Consider the following 23056-nt stretch of genomic DNA (forward strand, 5'->3'; position numbering starts at 1 on the left):
GCGATGACCTGCGCGATCTGGCACAACCGCACCATCGGCGCACCCATCACCAGGTCCCTGACCGCCTACGACCACTGAGCCACATCGGAACTAATGATCTAGAGGTACGGGCCTCCCGAACGGCCGATCGTCCGCGGGTCGTCGTCGCCCTCGTGGCCGCCGACGCCGGGCGGCAGCGCGCGGCGCATCTGCTCCAGCTGGGCCCGGGCGGCCATCTGCTGGGCGAACAGCGTCGTCTGGATCCCGTGGAAGAGACCTTCGAGCCAGCCGACCAACTGGGCCTGCGCGATCCGCAGCTCCGCGTCGCTCGGGATCACCTCGTCCATGAAGGGCAGGGAGAGCCGCTCCAGCTCCTCGACCAGCTCGGGCGCCAGGCCGTCCTCCAGTTCCTTGACCGAGCTGGCGTGGATCTCCTTCAGCCGGGCCCGGCTGGCCTCGTCGAGAGGAGCGACCCGTACCTCTTCGAGCAGCTGCTTGATCATGCTGCCGATGCGCATGACCTTGGCGGGCTGTTCCACCATCTCCGTCACCGGGACCTCTCGGGAGTCCTCGTCTCCTCCGCCGCCCACCGCCATTCCGTCCTGGCCCACGACCAGGATCTGGGGCTGTTCGGGCGACCGTTCGTTCCTCGGCATCTCCATGCCGTTCATTGTCTCCCACGCCCCCACCCCACCGGGCTGGTGCCCCCCACACAGGGTGATCCACCGTTCACGCGGGAGCCGTCCGGCGTAGGCCCGGCGTGGACCCGGCATTGATTCGGCGTGGATCCGGCACCTCGGGCCGAGATGCCGGGCGGCGGAGGGCGTGTGAGCCTGAGGGCGTGGCTCCTTGGCTTCGCTCGACGCGCCTGACGGGACTCCTCCCCGTCACGGGACTGCTCGTGGTCCTGGTGGCGGGGGCCGTGCCGGCCGTCCACGCGGCCGAGCCCGACCCCGCGTCCTCCTGGGCCGGCAGCCGCGCGGGCGAGGGGCGGGAGCGGCCCGGGCGGCAGGACGCCTGGCCCGTGACCCCGGACGACACGTACACACCCTCGGACCCGGTCCCCGAACCGGACGGCCCGGGAACCGGTACCTCGGCGGGCCCGGACACCGCCCCGCACCCGCCCGCCGCTCCACCCGGAGCCGACGCCGCGACCGCCGAGGAACCCGTCCTGCGGTTCATGGCCCTCGGCAGCGGCCTCATCCTGATGGGTGTGGGCCTCGGTCTGGCCTTCGTCGGGCTGCGGATACGGCGGTACTGAGCGGGGCGGCGTACGGGGTCGGTCGATCCGTACGGGGTCGGTGGATCCGTAGGGGGTCGGTGGATCCGTACGGGGTCGGTGGATCCGTACGGGGTCGGGCCGGCCTGTGAGCGGCTCGGTCGTTTCCGTCGGCTACGGCACGACCAGGAGCACCTTGCCGATGTGGCCGCTCTCCTCCAGCACCCGGTGCGCCGTGGCCGCGTCGTCCATGGGGATCTCGCGGTCGACGACGGGACGCACATGGCCGCCGTCGAGCAGTGGCCACACGTGCTCGCGCACGGCGGCGACGATCGCCGCCTTCTCCTCTCGGGGGCGGGCGCGCAGCGAGGTCGCGCTGATCGCGGCGCGCTTGGCGAGAAGGGCGCCGATGTTCAGCTCGCCCTTGATGCCGCCCTGCATGCCGATGATCGCGAGGCGGCCGTTGACGGCGAGCACGCGGACATTGCGGTCGAGGTACTTCGCGCCCATGTTGTCGAGGACCACATTCGCGCCCTTGCCGTCCGTGGCCTTGCGGACCTCCTCGACGAAGTCCTGCTCGCGGTAGTTGATCAGGGTGTCCGCCCCCAGGGCGGCGCACCGGGCGAGCTTCTCCTCGGTACCGGCCGTGACCGCGACTTTCGCGCCGACGGCCTTGGCGAGCTGGATGGCCATGGTGCCGATGCCGCTGGAGCCGCCGTGCACGAGAAGGGTGTCACCCGGCCGCAGATGGGCGACCATGAAGACGTTCGACCAGACCGTGCAGGTCACCTCGGGCAGGGCGGCCGACGCGGTCAGGCCGACACCGGCGGGCACGGGCAGCAGCTGGGCGGCCGGGGCGACGACCTTCTCCGCGTAACCGCCGCCCGAGAGCAGCGCGCACACCTCGTCGCCGACGTTCCATCCGGCCACCCCGGGCCCGATCTCCGCGACCCGCCCGGAACACTCCAGGCCGGGGTAGGGGGAGGCGCCGGGCGGGGGATCGTAGAACCCCTGTCGCTGGAGCAGGTCGGCACGGTTCACCGCGCTCGCCGCCACCTCGATGAGCACTTCGCCCTCGCCGGGTACGGGGTCGGGGACCTCGTCCCACACCAGGGCCTCGGGTCCACCGGGTTCGGGAATCGTGATCGCATGCATGAGGGGGACGCTACTCCCCGACCTCCAGGCCGCGTCCCCGGCACCAACACCTTCACGCCTCCGCTCCCAGCCCCACCACGCTCCCGCCCCCGCCCCGCCCCGGCCGGCCGACGGCCCGGAGCAGCGCCCCCACCCAGCCGATCTCGCGCGGGCGTCCTCCTCCCTCGGAGCCCGCACCCGCGCCCCTTCCGCCGACCCGCCTCCTCGGCCCCCGCCTCCGGAACCCGCCTTCGGAACCCGCCTTCGGAAATAGGGATGCGTAGCCGGCCCATCGGCGAGACCGTGAAGGTTGCAGTGCCGCGCGGACGCGACGCGAGACCCGCTCCGACACGAGTACGAAGCGGTCCCATCTTTTCGCGCGGCGACCGATGAGTTTCGGCGGTCCCCGTGGTCTCCCTTTGCGTAGCCCAGGACACGGGCCCCGTACGCGGAAGGATCTCAGACATGAGCGCACAGACGTCCGGCCTCGCGATCGAGACCGCGGGTCTGGTGAAGACCTTCGGCGAGACCCGGGCCGTCGACGGCGTCGACCTGGCCGTGCCGGCCGGCACGGTCTACGGCGTCCTCGGCCCGAACGGCGCCGGCAAGACGACCACGGTGAAGATGCTCGCCACCCTGCTGCGCCCCGACGGGGGCGAGGCGCACGTCTTCGGTCACGACGTCGTCCGGGAGGCCGACGAGGTCCGCGGCCGGGTGAGCCTGACCGGGCAGTACGCCTCCGTGGACGAGGACCTGACCGGCACCGAGAACCTGGTGCTGCTCGCCCGCCTCCTCGGCCACGGCAAACCGGCCGCACGGCTCCGCGCCGAGCAGCTGCTGGAGGCGTTCGGACTGAGCGAGGCCGCCGCGAAACAGGTCAAGCACTACTCGGGCGGCATGCGGCGCCGTATCGACATCGCCGCGTCCATCCTGAACACGCCCGACCTGCTGTTCCTCGACGAGCCCACGACCGGCCTCGACCCGCGCAGCCGCAACCAGGTGTGGGACATCGTGCGCGCGGTGGTCGCCCAAGGCACGACGGTGCTGCTCACCACGCAGTATCTGGACGAGGCGGACCAGCTGGCGTCCCGGATCGCGGTCATCGACCACGGCAAGGTGATCGCGGAGGGCACGAAGGGGGAGCTGAAGGCGTCCGTGGGCGCCGGTTCCGTCCATCTGCGGCTGCGGGACGCGGCCCAGCGGCCGCAGGCGGAGGAGGTGCTGCGGCTCGCCCTCGACGCCGACGTGCAGCGCGAACCGGACCCGGTGGCGCTGACCGCGCGCGTGGGCGGCGGCTCCGCCAACGGGCAGGGCGCCGCCGAGGCGGCCGCCCGGGCACTCGCCGAACTGGCCCGCACCGGCATCACCGTCGACAACTTCTCGCTGGGGCAGCCCAGCCTGGACGAGGTCTTCCTCGCCCTCACCGGACACGACACCCAGGCGGCGGCCACGCAGGCCGACGACGCCCCCGAGACGAAGGACGAGGCGGCGGTATGAGCACCGCGACCACCACCGAGAACAAGGAACTCGCTCCCGTCAGCGCCGAGTCGCTCGCCGCGCTGCTCATCTCCAAGGACCGGCCACCGCGGCCCAGCGCGCTGTCGGCGTCGCTGACCTTCGGCTGGCGGGCCATGCTCAAGATCAAGCACGTGCCGGAGCAGCTCTTCGACGTCACCGCCTTCCCGATCATGATGGTGCTGATGTACACGTACCTCTTCGGCGGTGCGCTGGCCGGCTCGCCGGAGGAGTACATCCAGTTCCTGCTGCCGGGCATCCTGGTGATGTCGGTCGTGATGATCACGATGTACACCGGGGTCTCCGTCAACACGGACATCGAGAAGGGCGTGTTCGACCGCTTCCGCTCGCTGCCGATCTGGCGGCCGTCGACGATGGTCGGCTATCTGCTGGGCGACGCCCTGCGCTACGCGATCGCGTCCGTGGTGATGCTCACCGTCGGCATGATCCTCGGCTACCGCCCGGGCGGCGGGGTGCTGGGCGTGGTCGCCGGAGTCGCGCTGCTCATCGTCTTCTCGTTCGCGTTCTCGTGGATCTGGACGATGTTCGGCCTGATGCTGCGCACCGAGAAGTCCGTGATGGGCGTCAGCATGATGGTGATCTTCCCGCTGACCTTCCTGTCCAACGTCTTCGTCGACCCGAGCACGATGCCGGGCTGGCTCCAGGCGTTCGTCAACAACAGCCCGGTCACCCATCTGGCCTCGGCGGTCCGCGCGTTGATGGCGGGCGAGTGGCCCGCGTCGGAGATCGCCTGGACGCTGGGCTGGTCCGCCCTGTTCGTGCTGGTCTTCGGGCCGATCACGATGCGGCTGTACAACCGCAAGTAGGCGATCACGCCAAGAGGGTGGCCCCGGGGTTTCCGTACCCCGCGGCCACCCTCTCGCTTCCCCTACGGCAGGTGCTTGGTCTCGGGGGTGACCTTGGTGCTCGGGGTGGCACGGACGATCGTGATGAGCCGGTCCGTCAGCTGGAGTCCACCGATGGACGGATCGTCGTAGCCGAGCACCCGATGTCCGCGCAACACGCTGACCACCAGGTCCTCCGTCTCTCGCACCCCGCGCCCCACCTCCGCCTTTATGACGGGCCGTTCGGCGATGTCGAGCCCGCTGCCCTGCTGGATGAGGTCCTCCATCACCATGCCGGCCGCCGGGCTGAGCACGGAGAGCCCGAGCAGCCGTCCGGCCGCGCTGGCACTGGTGATGACGACGTCCGCCCCGGACTGCTTCAACAGCGGCGCGTTCTCCTCCTCCCGCACGGCGGCCACGATCTTCGCCTGGCGGTTGAGCTGGCGGGCCGTCAGCGTGACCAGGACGGCGGTGTCGTCCCGCGCGGTGGAGATGATGATCTGCCGCGCCTTCTGCGCCTCGGCCCGCAGCAGCACATCGCTGCGGGTCGCGTCACCGACGATCCCCGTGTACCCCTCGGCGTTCGCGGCCTCGATGACCTTGGAGCTGGGGTCCACGACGACGACCTGCTCCTTCTTCAGCCCGGTCGCGCAGACGGTCTGGATCGCCGACCGCCCCTTCGTCCCCCAGCCGACGACAACGGTGTGATCCCTCAAGGCCGCCCTCCAGCGGTTGTGTCGCCATTCCTCACGGGTGCGTTCCGTGAGGACCTCCAGCGTGGTCCCGACCAGGATGATCAGGAACAGCACACGCAGCGGCGTGATCACGAAGATGTTGGTGAGCCGCGCCGCGTCACTGACCGGGGTGATGTCGCCGTACCCGGTGGTGGAGAGGGTGACGGTGGCGTAGTAGAACGCGTCGAGCAGATCCACCGAACCGTCGGAGTTGTCGTTGTACCCCTCATGGTCGGCGTAGACGATGAACGCGGTCGCGACCAGCACGAACAAGGCCATCGCCAGCCGCCTGCCGACCTGTCGGATCGGCCGCTCGACCTCCTGTCTCGGCAGCCTCACCTGGTGGGTCACCAGACGCTCGTCCGCGTTGCGGGCGATCGCGTCCTGGCCCGGCAGTTTCACGTGAAACACTCCCCGTTTCGACGTACGTCCCCTGGCTGTACTCCGCCCCCGACGGCCCGTTGTTTCACGTGAAACACCGTTGGTCCTACGGCCGGTCGGCCATACCGACGTTTCACGTGAAACACACCTGGATCCCCGCCGTCGCCCAGGGCAGGTCGAGCAGTTCCAGCTCCTGACCGGGGCGGGCGCCGCCGGGTGGTACGACGGCAAGGGCATCGGCGGTGGCGATTCCGCGGAGCATAGCGGGACCGTTGTAGTGCAACGGCACGGCGTCGTCCCCGCGCAGGCCGACAGGAACGAGTCGGGTGTCGTACGGATGCCCATGCACCCCCTCGCGCAGCGGCACCGCGTACGGCTCCGGGGCCGGGCGTCCGGCGAGGGTGCGCAGCAGCGGCTCGGCGAGCGTGAACAGCCCCGAGACGGCGGCCAGCGGGTTTCCGGGCAGCCCGACGAGATGCTGGTCCTGCTTGATGCGGGCCAGCAGCATCGGATGCCCGGGGCGCACCTTCACGCCGTCGACGAGCAGTTCGGCCCCCACGCGGCGCAGGATGGGGTGGACGTGGTCGACGGGCCCGGCGGCCGTGCCCCCCGTGGTGACGATGAGGTCGGCGGAGGACTTCTTCACGGCCCGGTGGAGGGCGTCGGCGTCGTCCCCGAGGCTGCGTACGGCGACGACCTCGGCGCCGAGCGCCCGCAGCCAGGACGGCAGCATGGGGCCGAGAGCATCTCGGATGAGGCCCTCGCGCGGAAGCCCGTCGGTGAGCAGTTCGTCGCCCAGGACGAGCAGTTCGACACGCGGGCGGGGGAGCACGCTCACCGTGTCGTACCCGGCGGCGGCCGCGAGCCCGAGCGCGGCCGGGGTGATCTGCGTGCCGAGCGGCAGCAGTTGGTCGCCGTGGCGGCACTCCTGGCCCCGGGGGCGGATGTCCTGCCCGTGGACGAGGTCCCTGATCGGATGCAGCCGGCCCTTGTCGTCGGTGCGACCGTGCTCGCTGCGCAGGACGGCGGTGGTGTCGGGCGGGATACGGGCACCCGTGGCGATCCGGACCGCCTCCCCGTCCGTGAGCCGCCCGGGATCGGCGTGCCCCGCGAGCACACCCTCCTCCCGCACGGCCCAGGGGCCGGGGCCCGCCACCGCCCAGCCGTCCATGGCCGAGGTGTCGAAGGAGGGCAGGTCGGTGAGGGCGGTCAGGGGCGCGGCGAGAACGAGTCCGAGCGCCTTGTCGAGGGTGACCGACACGGGGGCCCGGCGGCCGGCCGTGCGGGCGGCGCGTTCGGCGACGGCCCGGGCCTCGGGCCAGGAGGTGGCCCGGTGGGGGGAGTCACCCTTGGTCCGGTGCGCGTCGGACCGCCCCGTCGCGGGGGTCTCGCGGGAGGTGCGGGGCTCCTTCGGCCCCTGGACGGCTCTGTCGTTGGCCACGGCCAGCGCCTCCTCCACGTCGAGCTCTTCGGCGTCCTGGGCGGTCATCCGGCGTCCGGTCCGGCGTCGGGTGTGTCCTCCTCGGCCCAGCGCAGGGCCAGGGCGGACGCCTTGCGGGCGGCCTCGGTGACCGCCTCCGGACCTCCCCCGGCCCGGGCGGCGGCGTAGCCGATCAGGAAGGTGGTCAGCGGGGCGGCGGGCCGGGCCACGCTGTGGGCGGCGTCACGGGCGAGGTCGAGCAGCTCGGTGATGTCGACGTCGAGGTCGATCCCCAGCTCGTCCTTGACTGCGGAAATCCATTCATCCAACACGTGGCCATGCTCCCTGATCCGTGCGCGGGCGGCGGCGATGTCGTCCCAGGTGTCGCAGTCGAAGGACGCGACCGGGTCGGTGATACGGGTGAGGCGCAGCGCGGCGGTCAGCCGCCGCAGGGGGAGCCCGGTGAGGCCGTCGTGCTCGACGGCGAGCCGCGCCAGCTCCCGGCGCAGGGCCTCGGCCCGGTAGACGGCGACGAGCGGCTGGTCACGGCCGTCGGAGTCGGTGACCAGGACGCCGTCGGCGGAGCCCGAACTGTCCGAGAGGGCACGGAGCAGACGCCCCACCGTCTCCTCCCCCAGGAACGGCAGGTCGGCGGAGAGAAGGAGGACGCGGGGCGCGGTGGTGTGCCGGAGTCCGGCGCCCAGCGCGGCGAGCGGGCCGCCGCCCGGGGGTTCCTCGCGGGCCCACCGCACGGGTCGCGCGGTGGGCCGGGGTTCGGCGACGACGACGGTCGTTCCGGCGCCGGCGCAGGCGGTCAGCACACGGTCGAGCAGCGCCCGGCCCCCCACGCGCACGGCGGGCTTGTCGGCGCCGCCGAGCCGCCGCGCGGCGCCTCCGGCGAGCACGACGGCGTCGAACGACTCGGTACCGGGGGCGCCCGGGGGCTCGTACGCGGTCACCCTCCGAGTATGCGGGCCCCGACGATCACAGGGAACGTGGGGGAGACCGCGTGATCAGGCCCGGCCGGGTCCGCCGGGGTGGGCGATCGGTCCCGGCCGGGTACCTCCGCTGCTCAGAGCGTGCGCAACAGCATCGCCGGCTGTTCGACGCAGTCGGCCACGAAGCGCAGGAAGCCGCCCGCCGTGCCGCCGTCGCACACCCGGTGGTCGAAGGTGAGCGAGAGCTGCACGACCTGCCGTACCGCCAGCTCGCCCTCGTGCACCCACGGCTTGGGGACGATGCGGCCGACGCCGAGCATGGCGGCCTCGGGGTGGTTGATGATCGGCGTGGAGCCGTCGACGCCGAAGACGCCGTAGTTGTTCAGGGTGAAGGTCCCGCCGGTCAGCTGGCCGGGCGTCAGGGTCCCGGTCCGTGCCGCCTCGGTCAGCCCGGCGAACTCGGCGGTGAGCGACTCCGTGTTCCTGGTGTGCGCGTCCCGGACGACGGGCACGACCAGCCCGCGTTCGGTCTGCGCGGCGAACCCGAGGTGCACCCGGTCGAGCCGGACGATCTCGCGGGCTTCCATGTCGACCGTCGAGTTCAGCTCCGGGAAACGGGCCAGCGCGGCGGTGCAGATCCGGGCGAGCAGCGCGAGGACGGAGATCTTCGGGCCCCCGGCCGCGTTCATCGCCGTACGGGCGCGCATCAGTTCCGTAGCGTCGGCGTCCACCCAGCAGGTGGCGTCGGGGATCTCGCGCCGGCTCCGGGAGAGCTTGTCGGCGACGGCGCCCCGGACGCCCCGCAGGGGGATGCGGGTGGCGGAGGGTGCCTCGGCGGGCGCGGGCCGCGTGGCCGGCTGTGCGGCGACGGCCCCCGGCTCCGGAGCGGGAGCGGTGGCGGGGGCCGTGGCGGCCCGCAGCGCGTGCTCCACGTCGGCCCGCAGGATCAGCCCCTCGGGGCCCGAGCCGTGCAACGTCCGCAGGTCCAGGCCGTTCTCGCGGGCGAGACGGCGGACGAGCGGGGAGATGACCGGCACGGGTCCGTCCGGGCACACGGGAGCGGCGACCGGGACGGGGGCCGCGTCGACGACGGTGTGCCGAGACGGCGGCGCGGCGGGCTTGGCGGACCGGACCGGTTCCCCGGGCCGCACCCGCCTGCGGCGCGCCGGCGGCGCACCGGTGCCGTATCCGACCAGCACGTTGCCGGAGCCCTCACCGGCGGTGGCGTCCGAGGCGGGTGCCCCCACGGCCACCGTCAACAGGGGCGCGCCGACGGGCAGTTCCGTGCCCTCCTCGCCGAAGCGGGCGGTGACGACACCGCCGTAGGGGCAGGGGACCTCGACCATGGCCTTGGCCGTCTCGACCTCGACGACCGGCTGGTCGATCGCGACGACGTCCCCGACCTGGACCAGCCAGCGCACGATCTCGGCCTCGGTCAGCCCCTCCCCGAGGTCGGGCAGCTTGAACTCCAGCACCTGGGCCATCAGTTGTCCGCCTCCCACTGCAGGCGCCCCACGGCGTCCAGGATCCGGTCGACGCCGGGGAGATGGTGCCGCTCCAGCATGGGCGGGGGGTACGGGATGTCGAACCCGGCCACGCGCAGGACGGGCGCCTCCAGGTGGTGGAAGCAGCGCTCGGTGACGCGGGCCGCGATCTCGCCGCCCGGACCGCCGTAGGAGCCGGACTCGTGCACGACGACCGCGCGGCCGGTCCGGCGTACCGAGGCGGCGACCGTCTCGTCGTCGAAGGGGACCAGGGAGCGCAGGTCGACGACTTCGAGGTCCCAGCCCTCGGCCGTGGCCGCCTCGGCGGCCTCCAGACAGACGGGCACGGACGGGCCGTAGGTGATGAGGGTGGCGCTGCGGCCGGCGCGGCGCACGACCGCGCGGCCGATCGGCTCGACTGCCTGCGGTTCCTCGGGGTTCCAGGAGTCCTTCGACCAGTACAGGCGCTTGGGCTCCAGGAACACGACCGGGTCGTCGGAGGCGATGGCGGCGCGCAGCAGCCCGTAGGCGTCGGCGACGGTGGCGGGCGTGACGACATGGAGCCCCGGAGTCGCCATGTAGTACGCCTCGGAGGAGTCGCTGTGGTGTTCGACGCCGCCGATGCCGCCGCCGTAGGGGACACGGATGGTGATCGGCAGGGGCATCGCTCCGCGCGTGCGGTTGCGCATGCGGGCGACATGGCTGATGAGCTGCTCGAACGCCGGGTAGGCGAACGCGTCGAACTGCATCTCCACGACCGGCCTGAGCCCGTACATGGCCATGCCGACGGCGGTGCCGAGGATGCCCGCCTCGGCGAGCGGGGTGTCGGTGACCCGGTCCTCGCCGAACTCCTTGGTGAGCCCGTCGGTGACACGGAAGACACCGCCGAGGGCGCCGACGTCCTCACCCATGACGTGCACGGTGGGGTCGGCGGTCATGGCGTCGCGCAGCGCACGGTTGAGCGCCTGCGCCATGGTGGCGGGCTTGAGAGCGACGGTGGTCACGGCTGCGCCCCTTCGTTCTCCGCCGCCAGCTCGGCCTTGAGCAGGGCTTCCTGTTCGCGCAGCTGCGGGGTGGGCTCGGCGTAGACGTGGGCGAAGAGGTCCATGGGGTCGAGCACCGGGTCCTGGTTCATGCGTTCACGCAGGTCGGCCGCCATCGCCTCGGCGGCGTCACGGGCGGCCCGGATGCCGTCCTCGTCGAGGAGGCCGCGCTCGGTCAGCTCGTGCTCCAGGATCGCGATCGGGTCGTGCGCCCTCCAGGTCTCGACCTCGGCGTCGCCCCGGTAGCGGGTCGCGTCGTCGGCGTTGGTGTGGGCGTCGATGCGGTACGTCACCGCCTCGACCAGCGTGGGACCGCCGCCCGCGCGCGCGTGGGCCACGGCTTCGGCGAGCACCTGGTGCACGGCCGCCGCGTCGTTGCCGTCGACCAGGCGGCCCGGCATCCCGTAGCCGACGGCCTTGTGGGCCAGCGACGGGGCGGCGGTCTGCTTGGCGAGCGGGACGGAGATCGCGAAGCCGTTGTTCTGGACGAGGAAGACGACCGGTGCCTGCCAGACGGCGGCGAAGTTGAGCGCCTCGTGGAAGTCGCCCTCGCTGGTGCCGCCGTCGCCGACCAGGGCCAGGGCCACCACGTCGTCGCCCTTGAGGCGGGCGGCGTGCGCGAGGCCCACGGCGTGCGGGAGCTGGGTGGCGAGGGGGGTGCACAGCGGCGCGACACGGTACTCGTGCGGGTCGTAGCCGGTGTGCCAGTCGCCGCGCAGCAGCGTGAGCGCCTGCACGGGGTCGAGGCCGCGGGCGACGGCGGCGAGCGTGTCGCGATAGCTGGGGAAGAGCCAGTCCCGCTCCTCGAGGACGAGCGCGGCGGCGACCTCGCACGCCTCCTGGCCGGTGCTGGAGGGGTAGACGGCGAGCCTGCCCTGCTTGGTCAGGGCGGTCGCCTGCGTGTTGTAGCGGCGGCCGCGCACCAGCTCGGCGTAGAGCCGGCGCAGCAGCGCGGGGTCGGCGTCGGCCGCCGCGTCCGTGCCGAGCACGCGGTGGGGCAGGGCGTCGGGCAGCAGCGGCGCGGGGTCCGTGCGGGGCTGCCAGGCGGGCGGCGGTGTCGGGCGGTACGCGCCCCGCTGCTCCATGACCGTCATACGGCACCTCCTCGTGGGAGTGGCTCAGGGACGCGGCACGGTTGTGACGCGTCTCACCTACCGATTGTTCGGTCGTTGGCGCATTTTGGCTACAGGCACCCACAGGCTGTGGACAAACGGTTCTGCACAGCCTGGAATGAACGCAGTCCGTCCATGGCAGGGAGGCAGGGGCACATGGCACCTGAACAAATGGCCGAGCCGCCGGAGCCCGGCCCGACGCTGCCGCCCCCTCGACCGCTGGACGCCATAGACCAGGACATCCTGCGCATGCTGCAGGCCGACGGCCGCGCCTCGATACGGTCCGTCGCCGAACGCGTCCATGTCTCCCGCGCCAACGCCTACGCGCGCATCAACCGTCTCGTCGAGGACGGCGTGATCCGTGGCTTCGGGGCGCGCGTGAACCACGAGCGCGCCGGGAAGGGCACCTCGGCCTACATCACTCTCAAGATCGTGCAGAACTCCTGGCGCACCGTCCGCGACCAGCTGCGCCAGCTCTCCGGCGCCGCCCACATCGCGCTGGTCGGCGGCGACTACGACGTCCTGCTCCTGGTGCACACCTCGGACAACCGGGCCCTGCGCGAGGTCGTCCTCACCAAGCTCCAGGCCATCCCGGAGGTGCTCAGCACCCGGACCCTGCTGGTGTTCGAGGAGGAGGACGTGGAGCCGGAGGGGTGACCCGCCCGGGCACCCGGACCTCCCGGCGGGCACCCGGGCCTCCCGACGGGCGCGCGGGCCCGCCGACGACGCGCGCGGCCTCCCCGCATGCGCTCACTCCGGGGCGCGCAACCCCGTGAACACCAGGTGCGCCACCGCTTCGGACACTTCCCGTTCGCCCATGCCCCGCCCGTCCGGCCGGTACCACTCCACGATCGAGTTGATCATCCCGAACACCAGCCGGGTCGCGAGCCGCACCTCCACGTCGCGCCGCACGTCACCCTCGGCGGCCGCGGCCTTCAGCAGGTCGGCGACCCGGTGGTCGAAGTCGCGGCGCCGCTCCAGCGCCCAGCGCTCGGTGTCGGTGTTGCCGCGCACCCGCAGCAGCAGGGTCACGTAGGGCAGCTCGGCCATGAGCACCTCGACCATGCGCCGCACGACGTGCTCCAGGCGATCCACCGCGCGCCCCCCACGCGCGGGTTCCTCGTCGAGGATGCCGAAGAGACCGTCGAGCGCCCGGCTGACGGCCCGGCGCAGCAGCTCCTCCTTGCCCGTGACGTGGTGGTATATCGACGATTTGGAGATACCGGCCGCCTTGGAGAGATGCTCCATGGAGGTGCCGTCGTAACCGCGTTCGTTGAAGACCCGGACCGCGACGGACAGCAGCGTCTCCGGGGTGTACGTGTCGCGCTTGGCGGTCGTCATGAGGAGGTGCCCTCCCGCTTGTCCGAGGCGTAGGCGTGGCGGTAGAGCGCCAGCGAGGGCGCGTAACGCCCGGAGGGGTCGCGCAGGTGCAGGTCGTCCAGCAGGGCGTACGCCCAGTTTCGGCCCAGTCGGCGGCTCCACTCGAAGGGCCCCAGCGGGTAGTTGACGCCCAGCCGCATCGCCGTGTCGATGTCCTCCTGGGTGGCCACGCCCTTGGCGACGGCGTCGTGCGCGAGGTCGATGATCCGCGCGACCGTGCGCGCGACGATCATGCCGGGGGCGTCCCCGATGACGCTGACGTCCTTGCCGAGCGCCTGGAAGAGGCCGGTCGCCTCCGCGAGGGTCTGCGGCGAGGTGTCCTGGGAGGCGGACAGGGCGATCCGGGTGGCCCTGCGGTAGTCGAGCGCGAGGTCGAAGTAGACGACGTCCCGGAACTCCACGGAGGTCTGGCCGTCGGCGAGGGCCAGCTGGCCACCGCTCGGCAGGACGAGCCGGGTGCCGTGGTCCTCCTCGTCCTCGCGGACGGAGACACCCGCCTCCCGGATCAGCGTGAGCAGCTCGGCGGCGGGGCCGAGGTCGCCCTCGACGACCACGTACGCGGGCGCCGGGACCGGGTCGGCGGTGTGCGGCTCGGGACGCTCGGCGCCGTCGCCGTGGTCGTACCAGCCCCGACCCGTCTTGCGGCCCAGCCGGCCGGACTCGACGAGCCGGCGCTGGGCCAGCGAGGGCGTGAAGCGCACGTCCTGGAAGAAGGCCCGCCACACGGAGTGGGTGACGGACTCGTTGACGTCCTGCCCGATCAGGTCGGTCAGCTCGAAGGCGCCCATCCTGAACCCGCCGCACTCGCGCAGGATCGCGTCGATGGTGACGGGCTCGGCGGCCTGCGACTCGTACACCGCGAAGGCCTCGGCGTAGAACGGCCGTGCGATGCGATTGACGATGAATCCGGGGGTGTCGGCGCAGGCGACCGGCGTCTTGCCCCAGGCTCGGGCCGTCTCGTACGCGCGCGTGGCCGAGGTGACGTCGGTGGCGAAACCGGAGACGACCTCCACGAGGGGCAGCACCGGCGCGGGATTGAAGAAGTGCAGACCCACGAAACGGCCCGGGTTGCGCAGGGCGCCGCCGATGGCCGTGACGGACAGGGACGAGGTGTTGGTGGCGAGCAGGCAGTCCTCGCCGACGACGTCCTCCAGCGCGCGGAACAGCTCCTGCTTGACGTCCAGCCGCTCCAGGACGGCCTCGACGACCAGACCGCAGTCCGCGAGGTCGGCGAGCTGCTCGGCGGCGTGCAGCCGGGCACGCGCGGCGTCCCGGTCGGCGCCGGTCATGCGGTCCTTGGCGACGAGCCGGTCGAGCCGGGCGCCGATCGCCTCGGCGGCCTCCCGTGCCCGTCCGGGCACAGCATCGAACATTCGTACGGAGTGGCCCGCGGTCAGTGCGACCTGGGCGATGCCCTGGCCCATGGTGCCGGTGCCTACGACGGCCACGGGGCTGCCGGGGTCGAGTCCTGTCATGTGCGCGATCCTCCCGCACGGGGTTGTCCACAGATACGGCGGACCCCCTTGTCCCGACCGATCGTTCGGTTACTCTAACTCTGTCCGCCCATCCGTCGCCCACCACTGGCATGGAACAAGGCGCTTCACGCCACCCCCCGAACACCCTCGAATCCATTCCTGCCCAGGTCAGAGCTCTGAGAAGAGTCCTTGACGTGAGGAGTTGGTCCAGCATGGCCGCCGAACCGTCCGCGCACGCCCTGATCGCCAAGCACCGGCCCGTCCTCGACCAGGCGCTGGAAGCGATCCGCACCCGCGCGTACTGGTCGCCCCACCCCGAGCACCCCAAGGCGTACGGCGAGAACGGCAGCCTGGGCATGGCCGAGGGCAAGGCGGCCTTCGACGCCCTCCTCGGCACCCGGCTCGACCTCGGCCAGCCCGGCACCGACGACTGGGTGGGCGGCGAGGTCTCCCCGTACGGCATCGAGCTGGGCGTCACCTATCCGCACGCCGACCTCGACACGCTGCTGCCCGCCATGAAGGCCGGCCGGCGCGCGTGGCGCGACGCGGGCGCCGAGGCGCGCGCGGCGGTGTGCATGGAGATCCTCAAGCGGATCAGCGACCGCACCCACGAGTTCGCCCACGCCGTCATGCACACCAGCGGCCAGGCCTTCATGATGGCCTTCCAGGCGGGCGGCCCGCACGCCCAGGACCGGGGCCTGGAGGCGGTGGCGTACGCGTACGCGGAGCAGGTCCGCACCCCCGACGCGGCCGAGTGGAGCAAGCCCCAGGGCAAGCGCGACCCGCTCGCGCTCACCAAGAAGTTCAAGCCGGTGCCGCGCGGCACCGCCCTCGTCATCGGCTGCAACACCTTCCCGACGTGGAACGGCTACCCGGGCCTGTTCGCCTCCCTCGCCACCGGCAACGCGGTCCTGGTGAAGCCCCACCCGCGCGCGGTGCTGCCGCTCGCCCTCACCGTCCAGGTCGCCCGCGAGGTGCTCGCCGAGACCGGCTTCGACCCCAACCTGGTCGCGCTGGCCGCCGAGCGCCCCGGCGAGGGCATCGCCAAGGACCTGGCCACCCGCCCCGAGATCCGCATCATCGACTACACAGGCTCGACGTCCTTCGGCGACTGGCTGGAGGCCAACGCCCGCCAGGCGGAGGTCTACACGGAGAAGGCCGGCGTCAACACCGTGCTGATCGACTCCACCGCCGACTACAAGGGCATGCTCTCCAACCTGGCCTTCTCCCTGTCCCTCTACAGCGGCCAGATGTGCACCACCCCGCAGAACCTGCTCATCCCCCGCGACGGCATCACCACCGACCAGGGCCCCAAGTCCTACGACGAGGTCGTCGCCGATCTCGCCCGGTCGGTCGGCGGTCTGCTGGGCGACGACGCGCGCGCGAACGCGCTGCTCGGCGCGATCGTGAACCCCGACGTCAAGTCCCGCCTCGAAGCAGCCGCGTCGCTCGGCGAGGTCGCCCTCCCCTCACGGGAGATCACCAACCCCGAGTTCCCCGACGCTGTCGTCCGGACGCCGGTGATCGTGAAGCTCGACGGCGCGCGGAAGTACTGGGAGGGCGCGGAGGACGAGGCCGCCTACCTGAGCGAGTGCTTCGGGCCGGTGTCGTTCGCCGTCGCCGTCGACTCGGCCGCGGAAGGGCTGGAGCTGCTGCGCCGGACCATCGGCGACAAGGGCGCGATGACCGTCGGCGCGTACACGACCTCCGACGAGGTGGCCGGGGCCGTCGAGGAGGTCTGCCTGGAGGAGTGCGCGCAGCTGTCGCTGAACCTCACGGGCGGGGTGTACGTGAACCAGACGGCGGCCTTCTCGGACTTCCACGGGTCCGGCGGCAACCCGGCGGCGAACGCGGCCCTGTGCGACGGAGCCTTCGTCGCCAACCGGTTCCGGGTGGTCGAGGTCCGCAGCGAGACGCTCCGGTAGGGCGTCCGGCCGGGGCGCGCGCCTCCTCAGAAGGAGCCCGCGCTCCAGTGGTACAGCGTCATCGCCACGCTGGTCGCCAGGTTGTAGCTGGAGACCTGCGGGCGCATCGGGAGTGACAGCAGGTGGTCGGCACGGGCGCGCAGCCCGGCCGACAGACCGCTGCGTTCCGAGCCGAACGCGAGGACGGCGTCGTCCGGGAGCTTCAGACCCCGGATGTCGTCGCCCTCGGGGTCCAGCGCGAAGAGCGGCCCGGGAGGCAGGTCGGCCACCTCCAGGCGCTCGACCGCGGTGGCGAAGTGCAGCCCCGCCCCGCCCCGCACGACCGTGGGGTGCCAGGGGTCCAGGGTGCCCGTGGTGACCACGCCGGTCGCCCCGAACCCCGCCGCCAGCCGGATCACCGCCCCTGCGTTGCCCAGATTGCGCGGGTTGTCGAGGACGACGACGGGGGCGGCGCGCGGGGTGCGGGCGAGTGCCGCCAGATGGTCCGCGCGCGAGGGGCGCACGGCCAGCGCGGCGACGGCGGTGGGGTGCGGGCGCGGCACGAGCGCCCGGTACGTCTCCTCCGGGACCTCCTGAAGGAGGTCCGCGAGCCGGTCCCGTACGTCCGGGGCCAGATCGTCGGCGAGGGCGAGGGCCGCCGTACGGTCGGCGGTGACGGCCACGGACACCTCGGCGCCGAAGCGGACGGCGTGCTTGAGCGCGTGGAAACCGTCGAGCAGGACGGCGGTGTCGGCGAGACGCCGCCAGACGCGCAGCGGGTCACCCGCCGGACGGCCGACCGACGCGGCCGAAGCGGCCTCCGGGCCGCCGTCCCCGGCTCGGCCTGCCGGACCGCCGTCCCCGGCCCGGCCTGCCCGATCACCCGCGGGTCCCGCCGCCGGACGGCCAAGGGATCCGGCCGCGAAGCCGGCGGCGGATCCCACCGCCGGTTCGGCAGGGAATCCGGCCGCCTGACCCTCCGTGGATCCCGTCGTCGGGACGCCCGTGGGCCCGCTCACCGGATCGTTCATACGGTGAAGCCTACGCGGGCCTGCTCGGCCGTCTCCCCCTCGTCGGGGACGCGCGGCCGGCGCTGGCCAGGGATCTTGAGGGCGCGCCCCGGCAGAAGACGGCGCACGACGCGGTCGCGCACGCGCGCCACCAGTCCGCCCAGACGCTTCAGGAAGGGCGTGGGCAGGAAGACCGCATCGGCGGCGATCATCGCGAGCGAGAAGAACGGCAGGCCGAGCACGACGGCGATCACGGCGTGCTCGGTCATCATGACCGCCAGCAGCACGTTCTTGACGCGCCGGTTGAAGAGCGTGAACGGGAACGCGACCTGCACGATCACCGTCCCGTACGTCGCCAGCATCACCATCGTGCCGCTCGACGACAGCAGGTCGGAGAGCGAGGCCCAGGGCGAGAAGTAGTCCAGGTGGAACGGGTAGTAGGCCGCCGTGCCGTCCTGCCAGCGCCCGCCCTGGATCTTGTACCAGCCGGCCGCCGCGTAGATCAGACATGCCTCGGCCATGATCACGACGAGTGCGGCGTTGTGCGCGAGGTTGCCCACGATGTCGAGCAGCGCGCGCGGCTTGGTGTCCGACTCGATGCGCCCGGCGGCCCACCACAGGGCGTGCACCGCCCACAGCCCCCAGAAGAACGTCAGCCAGCCGCCCAGCAGACCGCCGGGGACCAGCCCGCCGAAGGTCGCCAGCAGCAGCCCGAACCCGAGTGCGCACCACAGCGCGACGCCGACCCGGTCCTCCGGTGCCCTGCCGTCCGGCTCCAGGCGCTCGCGTCCACGCCGTGCGCGCCGCGCGTCCAGTGACCAGACCTGGGCGCAGCGGACGAAGACGAGATAGATCGCCATGAGGTGCAGGACGTTGTCGCCGCCGTCGCCCATGAAGACGCTGCGGTTCTGCAGCGAGAGCACACCGATCATGAAGATCACGCTCATGGCACGGGTGCGCCAGCCGAGCAGCAGAAGGAAGCTGCACAGGACGGCGATGCCGTAGACGATCTCGAACCACACCATGCTGTCGGACCACATCAGCACCGTGAACGCTTCGTTGCTCGCGGTCAGTTGCTGGGCCAGCTCCCAGCTCCAGGGCCCGTTCGGGCCGTAGAGCTCGCGCCGGTGCGGGAACTCACGCAGCAGGAACAGCAGCCAGGTCGCGGAGAAGCCGATACGTATGATCGCGCTCTGGTACGGGCCCAGCGCGCGATCCGTGACACGCGTGATCCCGTTGCCTATCGGGGCGGTGAGCCGCACCAGGGGGCTCCCCTGGCGGACCGGACCGGTCGGACGCACGGAGCCGCTCATTCGGCGCTCGCCTCCGTCCGGCCGACGGCGGACCGGCCGGAGCCCCCCGCGTTGGCGGCGGCATCCGCCCGGTCGTCGTCGGTCACCTGCCACCAGGGCAGTTCTCGGACGACTGGCTTGTCGGACACCTTTTCCTCGCTCCACTCGGGCGCCGGCACGTTGGTGGTACGGGACCGGAGCTGGATCCGCTCGATCACGGCGCCGGGCTCGCCGGCCCCCTCGCGGTCGAGGCGCATCACCACGATCCGGCGTACATAGCGCTGGGAGAGGTCGCCGCGCGAGGTGGTGGCGCGGTTCTCGGCGTCATGCGTGGAGACGTAGAAGTCCCAGGCCCGGCGCAGCTCGTTCTGCTGGGTGTGACTGGGCACCGGGTTCCTGTCGATCGCGGCGCCGTCCAGCGCGGACAGGTCGTACCAGCCGGTCTCGCGCGTCCCACCGTCGGCGGTACGGACCTCGGCGCGCGCCTGCACGGCGATGTTCTGCTGCAGCGGGTTCGGCGCGAACAGCTTCCAGTTCTGCTCGAACTCCGGATACACCCATTCGTCCACCGCCCGACCGTGCTGCTTCGTCAGCGTGTTCGAGGGCGCGATATGGAGAAACACCAGCCCGAGATGGACGCAGGTCACCACCCCCACGACCGCGAGAACCAGCGCCACGGCGATCTGGTACGGCAGGGTCAGCCCGGCGATACCGGCCGCCGGCCGTGCCGGTCCGCCCGCCCGCCCGGAAGGCGGCCAGGGAGAGGACTCTCGCGAGGGATCCGGAGACGAGGCCGGAGCAGGGTCGGCGGTCACGGGCGGGGCAGGATCCGCGGTCCGGGGCGAGGCGGGATCCGGGGTCACGGGCGGGGCAGGATCCGCGGTCCGGGGCGAGGCGGGATCCGGGGTCACGGGCGGCGCGGGGTCCGAGGTCACGGGCGGGGCGGGTTCCGAGGTTCTGGGTGGCGCAGGGACCGAGGTCACGGGTGGCGCAGGGTCCGGGGTCTGCCGGGAGTCCCGCGGAAGCCGCGGGTCCGTTTCGCCCGCGGAGTCGGCGCCCTCGGGCTCGTCCGGCCCCCGCCGGGCGTTCGAGACCTCGTCGTTCGCGTCCATTCCGCCCCGCTCCCCGATTCCCACGACCCGGTCCACTTCCCCACCGGAACTTACTCAGCCACACCCGTCCGGCACACCCCGATGGTCACAACAGTCACATCGTCACACCGCTCGCACGGCACCCCTGAGGTTATCCACAGCGGGGGACACCTTACGGCGCGGTGTGGTCCGCCTCTCGCCGGAAAGCCGCCCGGGCCCCCCCCCCCCCGCCTCTCAGCCGCCCGTACCGCCCGCCGGACGTGCCGTGCCCATGGCGAGACCATCCCCCGGCCCCACGCCATTCCCCTCTTCTAGAACCTGTTCTATCTTGACGCCCTGTCATAGGCGACACGGAAGGGCGGAACCGTGGACTTCACCTTCACCGAGGAGCAGCAGGCGGCGGCCGAGGCGGCGAAGGCGGTGTTCGCCGGGGTCGCACCGGACGGCGTCCCGAGTCCGTCGCTCGTACCGGGAGCCGTGGCCGACGACTTCGACCGGGCCCTGTGGGCGAAGCTCGCCGACGCGGACCTCCTCAGCCTGTTGCTGGACCCCGCGTACGGCGGGTCGGGCCTTGATCCCATCGCGCTGTGCCTGGTGCTGCGCGAGTCGGCGAAGGTGCTGGCCAGGGGGCCGCTGCTGGAGAGCAGTGCCGCCGCCGTGGCCGTGCAGGCGCACGGGAGCGAGGAGCTGAAGGCGGATCTGCTCGCCCGCGTCGGCCGGGGCGAGGTCGTCCTCACCGTCGCCGCGCACGGCCTGACCGGTCACGACCCCGCCGAACTCGCGGTGACCGCACGGCGGGACCCCGATGGCGCCTGGGTCCTGGACGGCGTACAGACGGCGGTGCCCTGGGCGCAGCAGGCAGACTTCGTCGTCGTCCCCGCGACTCTCTCGCCGGAGTCGGTCGTCGGCCTCTCCGCCGACGAGACCGCCGACGAGACCGGGGAGGGTCCGGCCTCCGCCGACGGCCGGGCCGTGCTCGCCCTCGTTCCCCGCGTCCACGCGGGAGTGACGCTCGCCGAGCAGATCGCCACCCACGGTGAACGGCTGGCGGAACTGCGCCTGGAGTCGGTACGGATCCCCGCGCGGGACGTCATCGACGCGGAGGGGGCGTGGGAACGGCTGCGGGAGCTGCTGGCCACCGGGACGTGCGCACTGGCACTCGGCCTGGGTGAGGCCGTCCTCAGCATGACCAGCGAATACGCCGGAAAACGCGAGCAGTTCGGCTTCCCGATCGCCTCGTTCCAGGCCGTCGCCGTACAGGCCGCCGACCGGTTCATCGACCTGCGCGCGATGGAGGCGGCGCTGTGGCAGGCCGCCTGGCGGATCACCTCCGGCGCGGGAGGTGCGCTGCCCGCCGCCGGGGACGTCTCCGTGGCCAAGATCTGGGCCTCGGAGGGCGTACGACGGGTCGTGCAGACCGCACAGCATCTGCACGGGGGCTTCGGCGCGGACGTCGACTACCCCCTGCACCGCTATCACGCCTGGGCCAAGCACCTGGAACTCTCGCTCGGCCCCGCGGCGGCCCACGAAGAGGCACTGGGCGACCTTCTGGCGGCGCACCCGCTGGGCTGAGTACCGCGCACGTCACAGCCTGGGGCGCGCACGTCAGTCCGCGCGCCCCACGCGCACTCGGCACCGATGCCGTTCCCCGGCACCTGCACCTGCACCTGCACCCCGGGGAACGGGTTCCCTTACAGAACGAACCCGGCCCCGCCCTTGTCGTCCACCACCGGACGGCCGGCGGCCGCCCAGACCTGCATGCCACCGTCCACGTTCACGGCGTCGATGCCCTGCTGGACGAGATACATGGTGACCTGCGCCGAACGACCGCCCGAGCGGCAGATCACATGGATCCTGCCGTCCTGCGGAGCCGCCTCGGTCACCTCGCCGTAGCGCGCCACGAACTCACTGATGGGGACGTGCAGTGCCCCTTCGGCATGACCCGCCTGCCATTCGTCGTCCTCCCGGACGTCCAGCAGGAAGTCGTCGTCCTTGAGGTCTCCGACCTCGACCGTGGGCACACCAGCTCCGAGATGCATGCGTACGACGCTACCCGACCCGGCGCCGGGCTACTCGTCCCGGCCGAGCAGCCCCGCCAGCTCGCTCTCCCGCCGTTCGACCTCCGCCAGCAACTGGTCGGCGATCTCGTCGAGGAGCCGGTCCGGGTCCTCCGGTGCGAGTCGGAGCATCGACCCGATGGCACCCTCCTCCAGCTCCCGGGCGACGAGGGCGAGCATCTCCTTGCGCTGGGCGAGCCATTCGAGCCGGGCGTACAGCTCCTCGGCCCGGCTCGGCCTGCGCTCCTCCGGCACGGGCCCGGCCGCCCACTCCTCGGACAGCTCCCGCAGCAGCACCTCGTCACCGCGGCCGTACGCCGCGTTCACCCGGGCGATGAACTCGTCCCGCCGCGCCCGCTCCTTGTCGTCCTGGGCCAGATCCGGGTGGGCCTTGCGGACCAGCTCCCGGTAGAGCCTGCGAGCCTCGTCGCTCGGGCGCACCCGCTCCGGGGACCGTACGGGCTGACCGGTGAGCATGGCCGCGGCCTCGGGGAACAGGCCCTCCGAGTCCATCCAGCCGTGGAACAGCTCCTCCACGCCCGGCATGGGCATGACCCGGGCCCGTGCCTCCTGGGCCTTGCGCACGTCCTCGGGGTCACCGGTGCGGGCGGCCTTCGCCTCCGCGATCCGGGCGTCCAGTTCGTCGAGCCGCGCGTACACGGGGCCGAGCTTCTGGTGGTGCAACCGGGAGAAGTTCTCCACCTCGACCCGGAAGGTCTCGACAGCGATCTCGTACTCGATCAGTGCCTGCTCGGCCGCCCGCACGGCCCGCTCCAGCCGCTCCTCGGGCCGCCCCGAGCCGCCACTCCCGACGGACGCCTCCCCCTCTGCGGACGCCTCACTCTCTGCGGATGTCTCGCCCCCGGCGGAGGACACGCTCCCGGCGGACGCCGTGCCCTCGGCGCCCTCGGTCGCTGCCGCGCCTTCGCCGGGCTCGGTGGCCTCATCGGGCCGCCCGGGCTCGGTGGGGCGCTCGGACGGTGTCTGCTCGGCTTCCGGGGTCGTCACCCGGCCCAGCCTAGGCCACGGTTCCGACCGCTGGC

General features: G+C 72.4%; 21 protein-coding genes. 6 read left to right on the forward strand and 15 right to left on the reverse strand.

Annotated elements, in window-relative coordinates; genetic code table 11:
- Positions 1–98 precede the first annotated feature (98 nt).
- A complete protein-coding gene (locus ACZ6BB_RS26350; RefSeq protein WP_318813088.1) occupies positions 99–641 on the reverse strand; it encodes a bacterial proteasome activator family protein in 543 nt (180 codons plus the stop codon).
- 179 nt (positions 642–820) lie between these two features.
- Between ACZ6BB_RS26350 and ACZ6BB_RS26355 the strand changes: the two genes are divergently transcribed.
- Positions 821–1240, forward strand: coding sequence for a hypothetical protein (locus tag ACZ6BB_RS26355; RefSeq protein ID WP_471617645.1), 420 nt, complete (start codon positions 821–823; stop codon positions 1238–1240).
- Between the two features lie 132 nt (positions 1241–1372).
- Here the strand turns inward: ACZ6BB_RS26355 and ACZ6BB_RS26360 are convergent, their stop codons facing one another.
- The gene (locus ACZ6BB_RS26360; protein WP_471617646.1) at positions 1373–2353 is read right to left on the reverse strand and encodes an NAD(P)H-quinone oxidoreductase; all 981 of its coding nucleotides are present in this window, start codon (positions 2351–2353) and stop codon (positions 1373–1375) included.
- 444 nt (positions 2354–2797) lie between these two features.
- On the opposite strand from ACZ6BB_RS26360, the gene ACZ6BB_RS26365 reads away from it, so the two are divergent.
- Together ACZ6BB_RS26365 and ACZ6BB_RS26370 are read left to right on the forward strand one after the other, a co-directional pair.
- Positions 2798–3829 (forward strand): ATP-binding cassette domain-containing protein, encoded by a 1032-nt coding sequence (locus tag ACZ6BB_RS26365; RefSeq protein WP_471617647.1) that lies wholly within the window; start codon positions 2798–2800, stop codon positions 3827–3829.
- Entirely contained in the window at positions 3826–4674 is an 849-nt protein-coding gene (locus tag ACZ6BB_RS26370; protein ID WP_471617648.1) for an ABC transporter permease, read from the forward strand. The genes ACZ6BB_RS26365 and ACZ6BB_RS26370 overlap by 4 nt, the downstream gene beginning before the upstream one ends.
- Before the next feature lie 62 nt (positions 4675–4736).
- Here ACZ6BB_RS26370 and ACZ6BB_RS26375 read toward each other — a convergent pair whose 3' ends face one another.
- The 6 genes from ACZ6BB_RS26375 to pdhA form a co-directional block, all read right to left on the reverse strand.
- Positions 4737–5828, reverse strand: coding sequence for a potassium channel family protein (locus tag ACZ6BB_RS26375; protein WP_471617649.1), 1092 nt, complete (start codon positions 5826–5828; stop codon positions 4737–4739).
- 112 nt (positions 5829–5940) lie between these two features.
- Positions 5941–7296, reverse strand: a complete 1356-nt coding sequence (locus tag ACZ6BB_RS26380; protein ID WP_471617650.1) for a molybdopterin molybdotransferase MoeA — start codon at positions 7294–7296, stop codon at positions 5941–5943.
- Complete coding sequence (locus ACZ6BB_RS26385; protein WP_471617651.1) at positions 7293–8186, reverse strand: NTP transferase domain-containing protein; 894 nt, start codon at positions 8184–8186, stop codon at positions 7293–7295. Before ACZ6BB_RS26385 ends, ACZ6BB_RS26380 begins: the two co-directional genes overlap by 4 nt.
- A 113-nt stretch (positions 8187–8299) precedes the next feature.
- Positions 8300–9649: a dihydrolipoamide acetyltransferase family protein gene (locus ACZ6BB_RS26390; RefSeq protein ID WP_471617652.1), complete on the reverse strand. Its 1350-nt coding sequence runs from the start codon at positions 9647–9649 to the stop codon at positions 8300–8302.
- A complete protein-coding gene (locus ACZ6BB_RS26395; protein ID WP_471617653.1) occupies positions 9649–10653 on the reverse strand; it encodes an alpha-ketoacid dehydrogenase subunit beta in 1005 nt (334 codons plus the stop codon). The genes ACZ6BB_RS26390 and ACZ6BB_RS26395 overlap by 1 nt, the downstream gene beginning before the upstream one ends.
- Positions 10650–11786: a pyruvate dehydrogenase (acetyl-transferring) E1 component subunit alpha gene (pdhA, locus tag ACZ6BB_RS26400; RefSeq protein ID WP_471617654.1), complete on the reverse strand. Its 1137-nt coding sequence runs from the start codon at positions 11784–11786 to the stop codon at positions 10650–10652. Before pdhA ends, ACZ6BB_RS26395 begins: the two co-directional genes overlap by 4 nt.
- Positions 11787–11975: 189 nt before the next feature.
- On the opposite strand from pdhA, the gene ACZ6BB_RS26405 reads away from it, so the two are divergent.
- A complete protein-coding gene (locus ACZ6BB_RS26405) occupies positions 11976–12461 on the forward strand; it encodes an Lrp/AsnC family transcriptional regulator (RefSeq protein WP_471617862.1) in 486 nt (161 codons plus the stop codon).
- Between the two features lie 93 nt (positions 12462–12554).
- On the opposite strand, the gene ACZ6BB_RS26410 is transcribed toward ACZ6BB_RS26405, so the two are convergent.
- Both ACZ6BB_RS26410 and ACZ6BB_RS26415 read right to left on the reverse strand, forming a co-directional pair.
- Positions 12555–13145, reverse strand: coding sequence for a TetR/AcrR family transcriptional regulator (locus ACZ6BB_RS26410; RefSeq protein WP_471617655.1), 591 nt, complete (start codon positions 13143–13145; stop codon positions 12555–12557).
- On the reverse strand, positions 13142–14659 hold the full coding sequence (locus tag ACZ6BB_RS26415) for a 3-hydroxyacyl-CoA dehydrogenase (protein ID WP_471617656.1): 1518 nt from the start codon (positions 14657–14659) through the stop codon (positions 13142–13144). Before ACZ6BB_RS26415 ends, ACZ6BB_RS26410 begins: the two co-directional genes overlap by 4 nt.
- Positions 14660–14871: 212 nt before the next feature.
- Between ACZ6BB_RS26415 and paaN the strand changes: the two genes are divergently transcribed.
- Entirely contained in the window at positions 14872–16584 is a 1713-nt protein-coding gene (gene paaN / locus ACZ6BB_RS26420) for a phenylacetic acid degradation protein PaaN (RefSeq protein ID WP_471617657.1), read from the forward strand.
- A 26-nt stretch (positions 16585–16610) separates the two neighbouring features.
- Here the strand turns inward: paaN and ACZ6BB_RS26425 are convergent, their stop codons facing one another.
- From ACZ6BB_RS26425 to ACZ6BB_RS26435, 3 genes are all read right to left on the reverse strand, one after another.
- Complete coding sequence (locus tag ACZ6BB_RS26425) at positions 16611–17339, reverse strand: TrmH family RNA methyltransferase (protein ID WP_471617863.1); 729 nt, start codon at positions 17337–17339, stop codon at positions 16611–16613.
- Positions 17340–17590: 251 nt separating this feature from the next.
- Complete coding sequence (locus ACZ6BB_RS26430; protein WP_471617864.1) at positions 17591–18835, reverse strand: HTTM domain-containing protein; 1245 nt, start codon at positions 18833–18835, stop codon at positions 17591–17593.
- A gap of 47 nt (positions 18836–18882) precedes the next feature.
- Positions 18883–19977: a DUF5819 family protein gene (locus ACZ6BB_RS26435; RefSeq protein WP_471617658.1), complete on the reverse strand. Its 1095-nt coding sequence runs from the start codon at positions 19975–19977 to the stop codon at positions 18883–18885.
- Between the two features lie 345 nt (positions 19978–20322).
- Here ACZ6BB_RS26435 and ACZ6BB_RS26440 point away from each other — a divergent pair, with 345 nt between their 5' ends.
- Positions 20323–21528: an acyl-CoA dehydrogenase family protein gene (locus ACZ6BB_RS26440; protein ID WP_471617659.1), complete on the forward strand. Its 1206-nt coding sequence runs from the start codon at positions 20323–20325 to the stop codon at positions 21526–21528.
- 119 nt (positions 21529–21647) lie between these two features.
- Here the strand turns inward: ACZ6BB_RS26440 and ACZ6BB_RS26445 are convergent, their stop codons facing one another.
- Both ACZ6BB_RS26445 and ACZ6BB_RS26450 read right to left on the reverse strand, forming a co-directional pair.
- Positions 21648–21977 carry a rhodanese-like domain-containing protein gene (locus ACZ6BB_RS26445; protein ID WP_471617865.1) on the reverse strand — a complete coding sequence of 110 codons (330 nt, stop codon included), beginning with the start codon at positions 21975–21977 and terminating at the stop codon, positions 21648–21650.
- A gap of 48 nt (positions 21978–22025) precedes the next feature.
- The gene (locus tag ACZ6BB_RS26450) at positions 22026–23021 is read right to left on the reverse strand and encodes a J domain-containing protein (protein WP_471617660.1); all 996 of its coding nucleotides are present in this window, start codon (positions 23019–23021) and stop codon (positions 22026–22028) included.
- Positions 23022–23056: the final 35 nt, after the last annotated feature.

It is taken from the genome of Streptomyces sp. NPDC041108 (assembly GCF_055592645.1).

Coding starts and splice junctions, on each gene's coding strand:
- ACZ6BB_RS26360 (WP_471617646.1), bottom strand. CDS start 2,353: ATGCATGCGATCACGATTCCCGAACCCGGTGGACCCGAGGCCCTGGTG.
- ACZ6BB_RS26405 (WP_471617862.1), top strand. CDS start 11,976: ATGGCCGAGCCGCCGGAGCCCGGCCCGACGCTGCCGCCCCCTCGACCG.
- ACZ6BB_RS26365 (WP_471617647.1), top strand. CDS start 2,798: ATGAGCGCACAGACGTCCGGCCTCGCGATCGAGACCGCGGGTCTGGTG.
- ACZ6BB_RS26390 (WP_471617652.1), bottom strand. CDS start 9,649: ATGGCCCAGGTGCTGGAGTTCAAGCTGCCCGACCTCGGGGAGGGGCTG.
- ACZ6BB_RS26415 (WP_471617656.1), bottom strand. CDS start 14,659: ATGACAGGACTCGACCCCGGCAGCCCCGTGGCCGTCGTAGGCACCGGC.
- paaN (WP_471617657.1), top strand. CDS start 14,872: ATGGCCGCCGAACCGTCCGCGCACGCCCTGATCGCCAAGCACCGGCCC.
- pdhA (WP_471617654.1), bottom strand. CDS start 11,786: ATGACGGTCATGGAGCAGCGGGGCGCGTACCGCCCGACACCGCCGCCC.
- ACZ6BB_RS26350 (WP_318813088.1), bottom strand. CDS start 641: ATGGAGATGCCGAGGAACGAACGGTCGCCCGAACAGCCCCAGATCCTG.
- ACZ6BB_RS26370 (WP_471617648.1), top strand. CDS start 3,826: ATGAGCACCGCGACCACCACCGAGAACAAGGAACTCGCTCCCGTCAGC.
- ACZ6BB_RS26380 (WP_471617650.1), bottom strand. CDS start 7,296: ATGACCGCCCAGGACGCCGAAGAGCTCGACGTGGAGGAGGCGCTGGCC.
- ACZ6BB_RS26435 (WP_471617658.1), bottom strand. CDS start 19,977: ATGGACGCGAACGACGAGGTCTCGAACGCCCGGCGGGGGCCGGACGAG.
- ACZ6BB_RS26410 (WP_471617655.1), bottom strand. CDS start 13,145: ATGACGACCGCCAAGCGCGACACGTACACCCCGGAGACGCTGCTGTCC.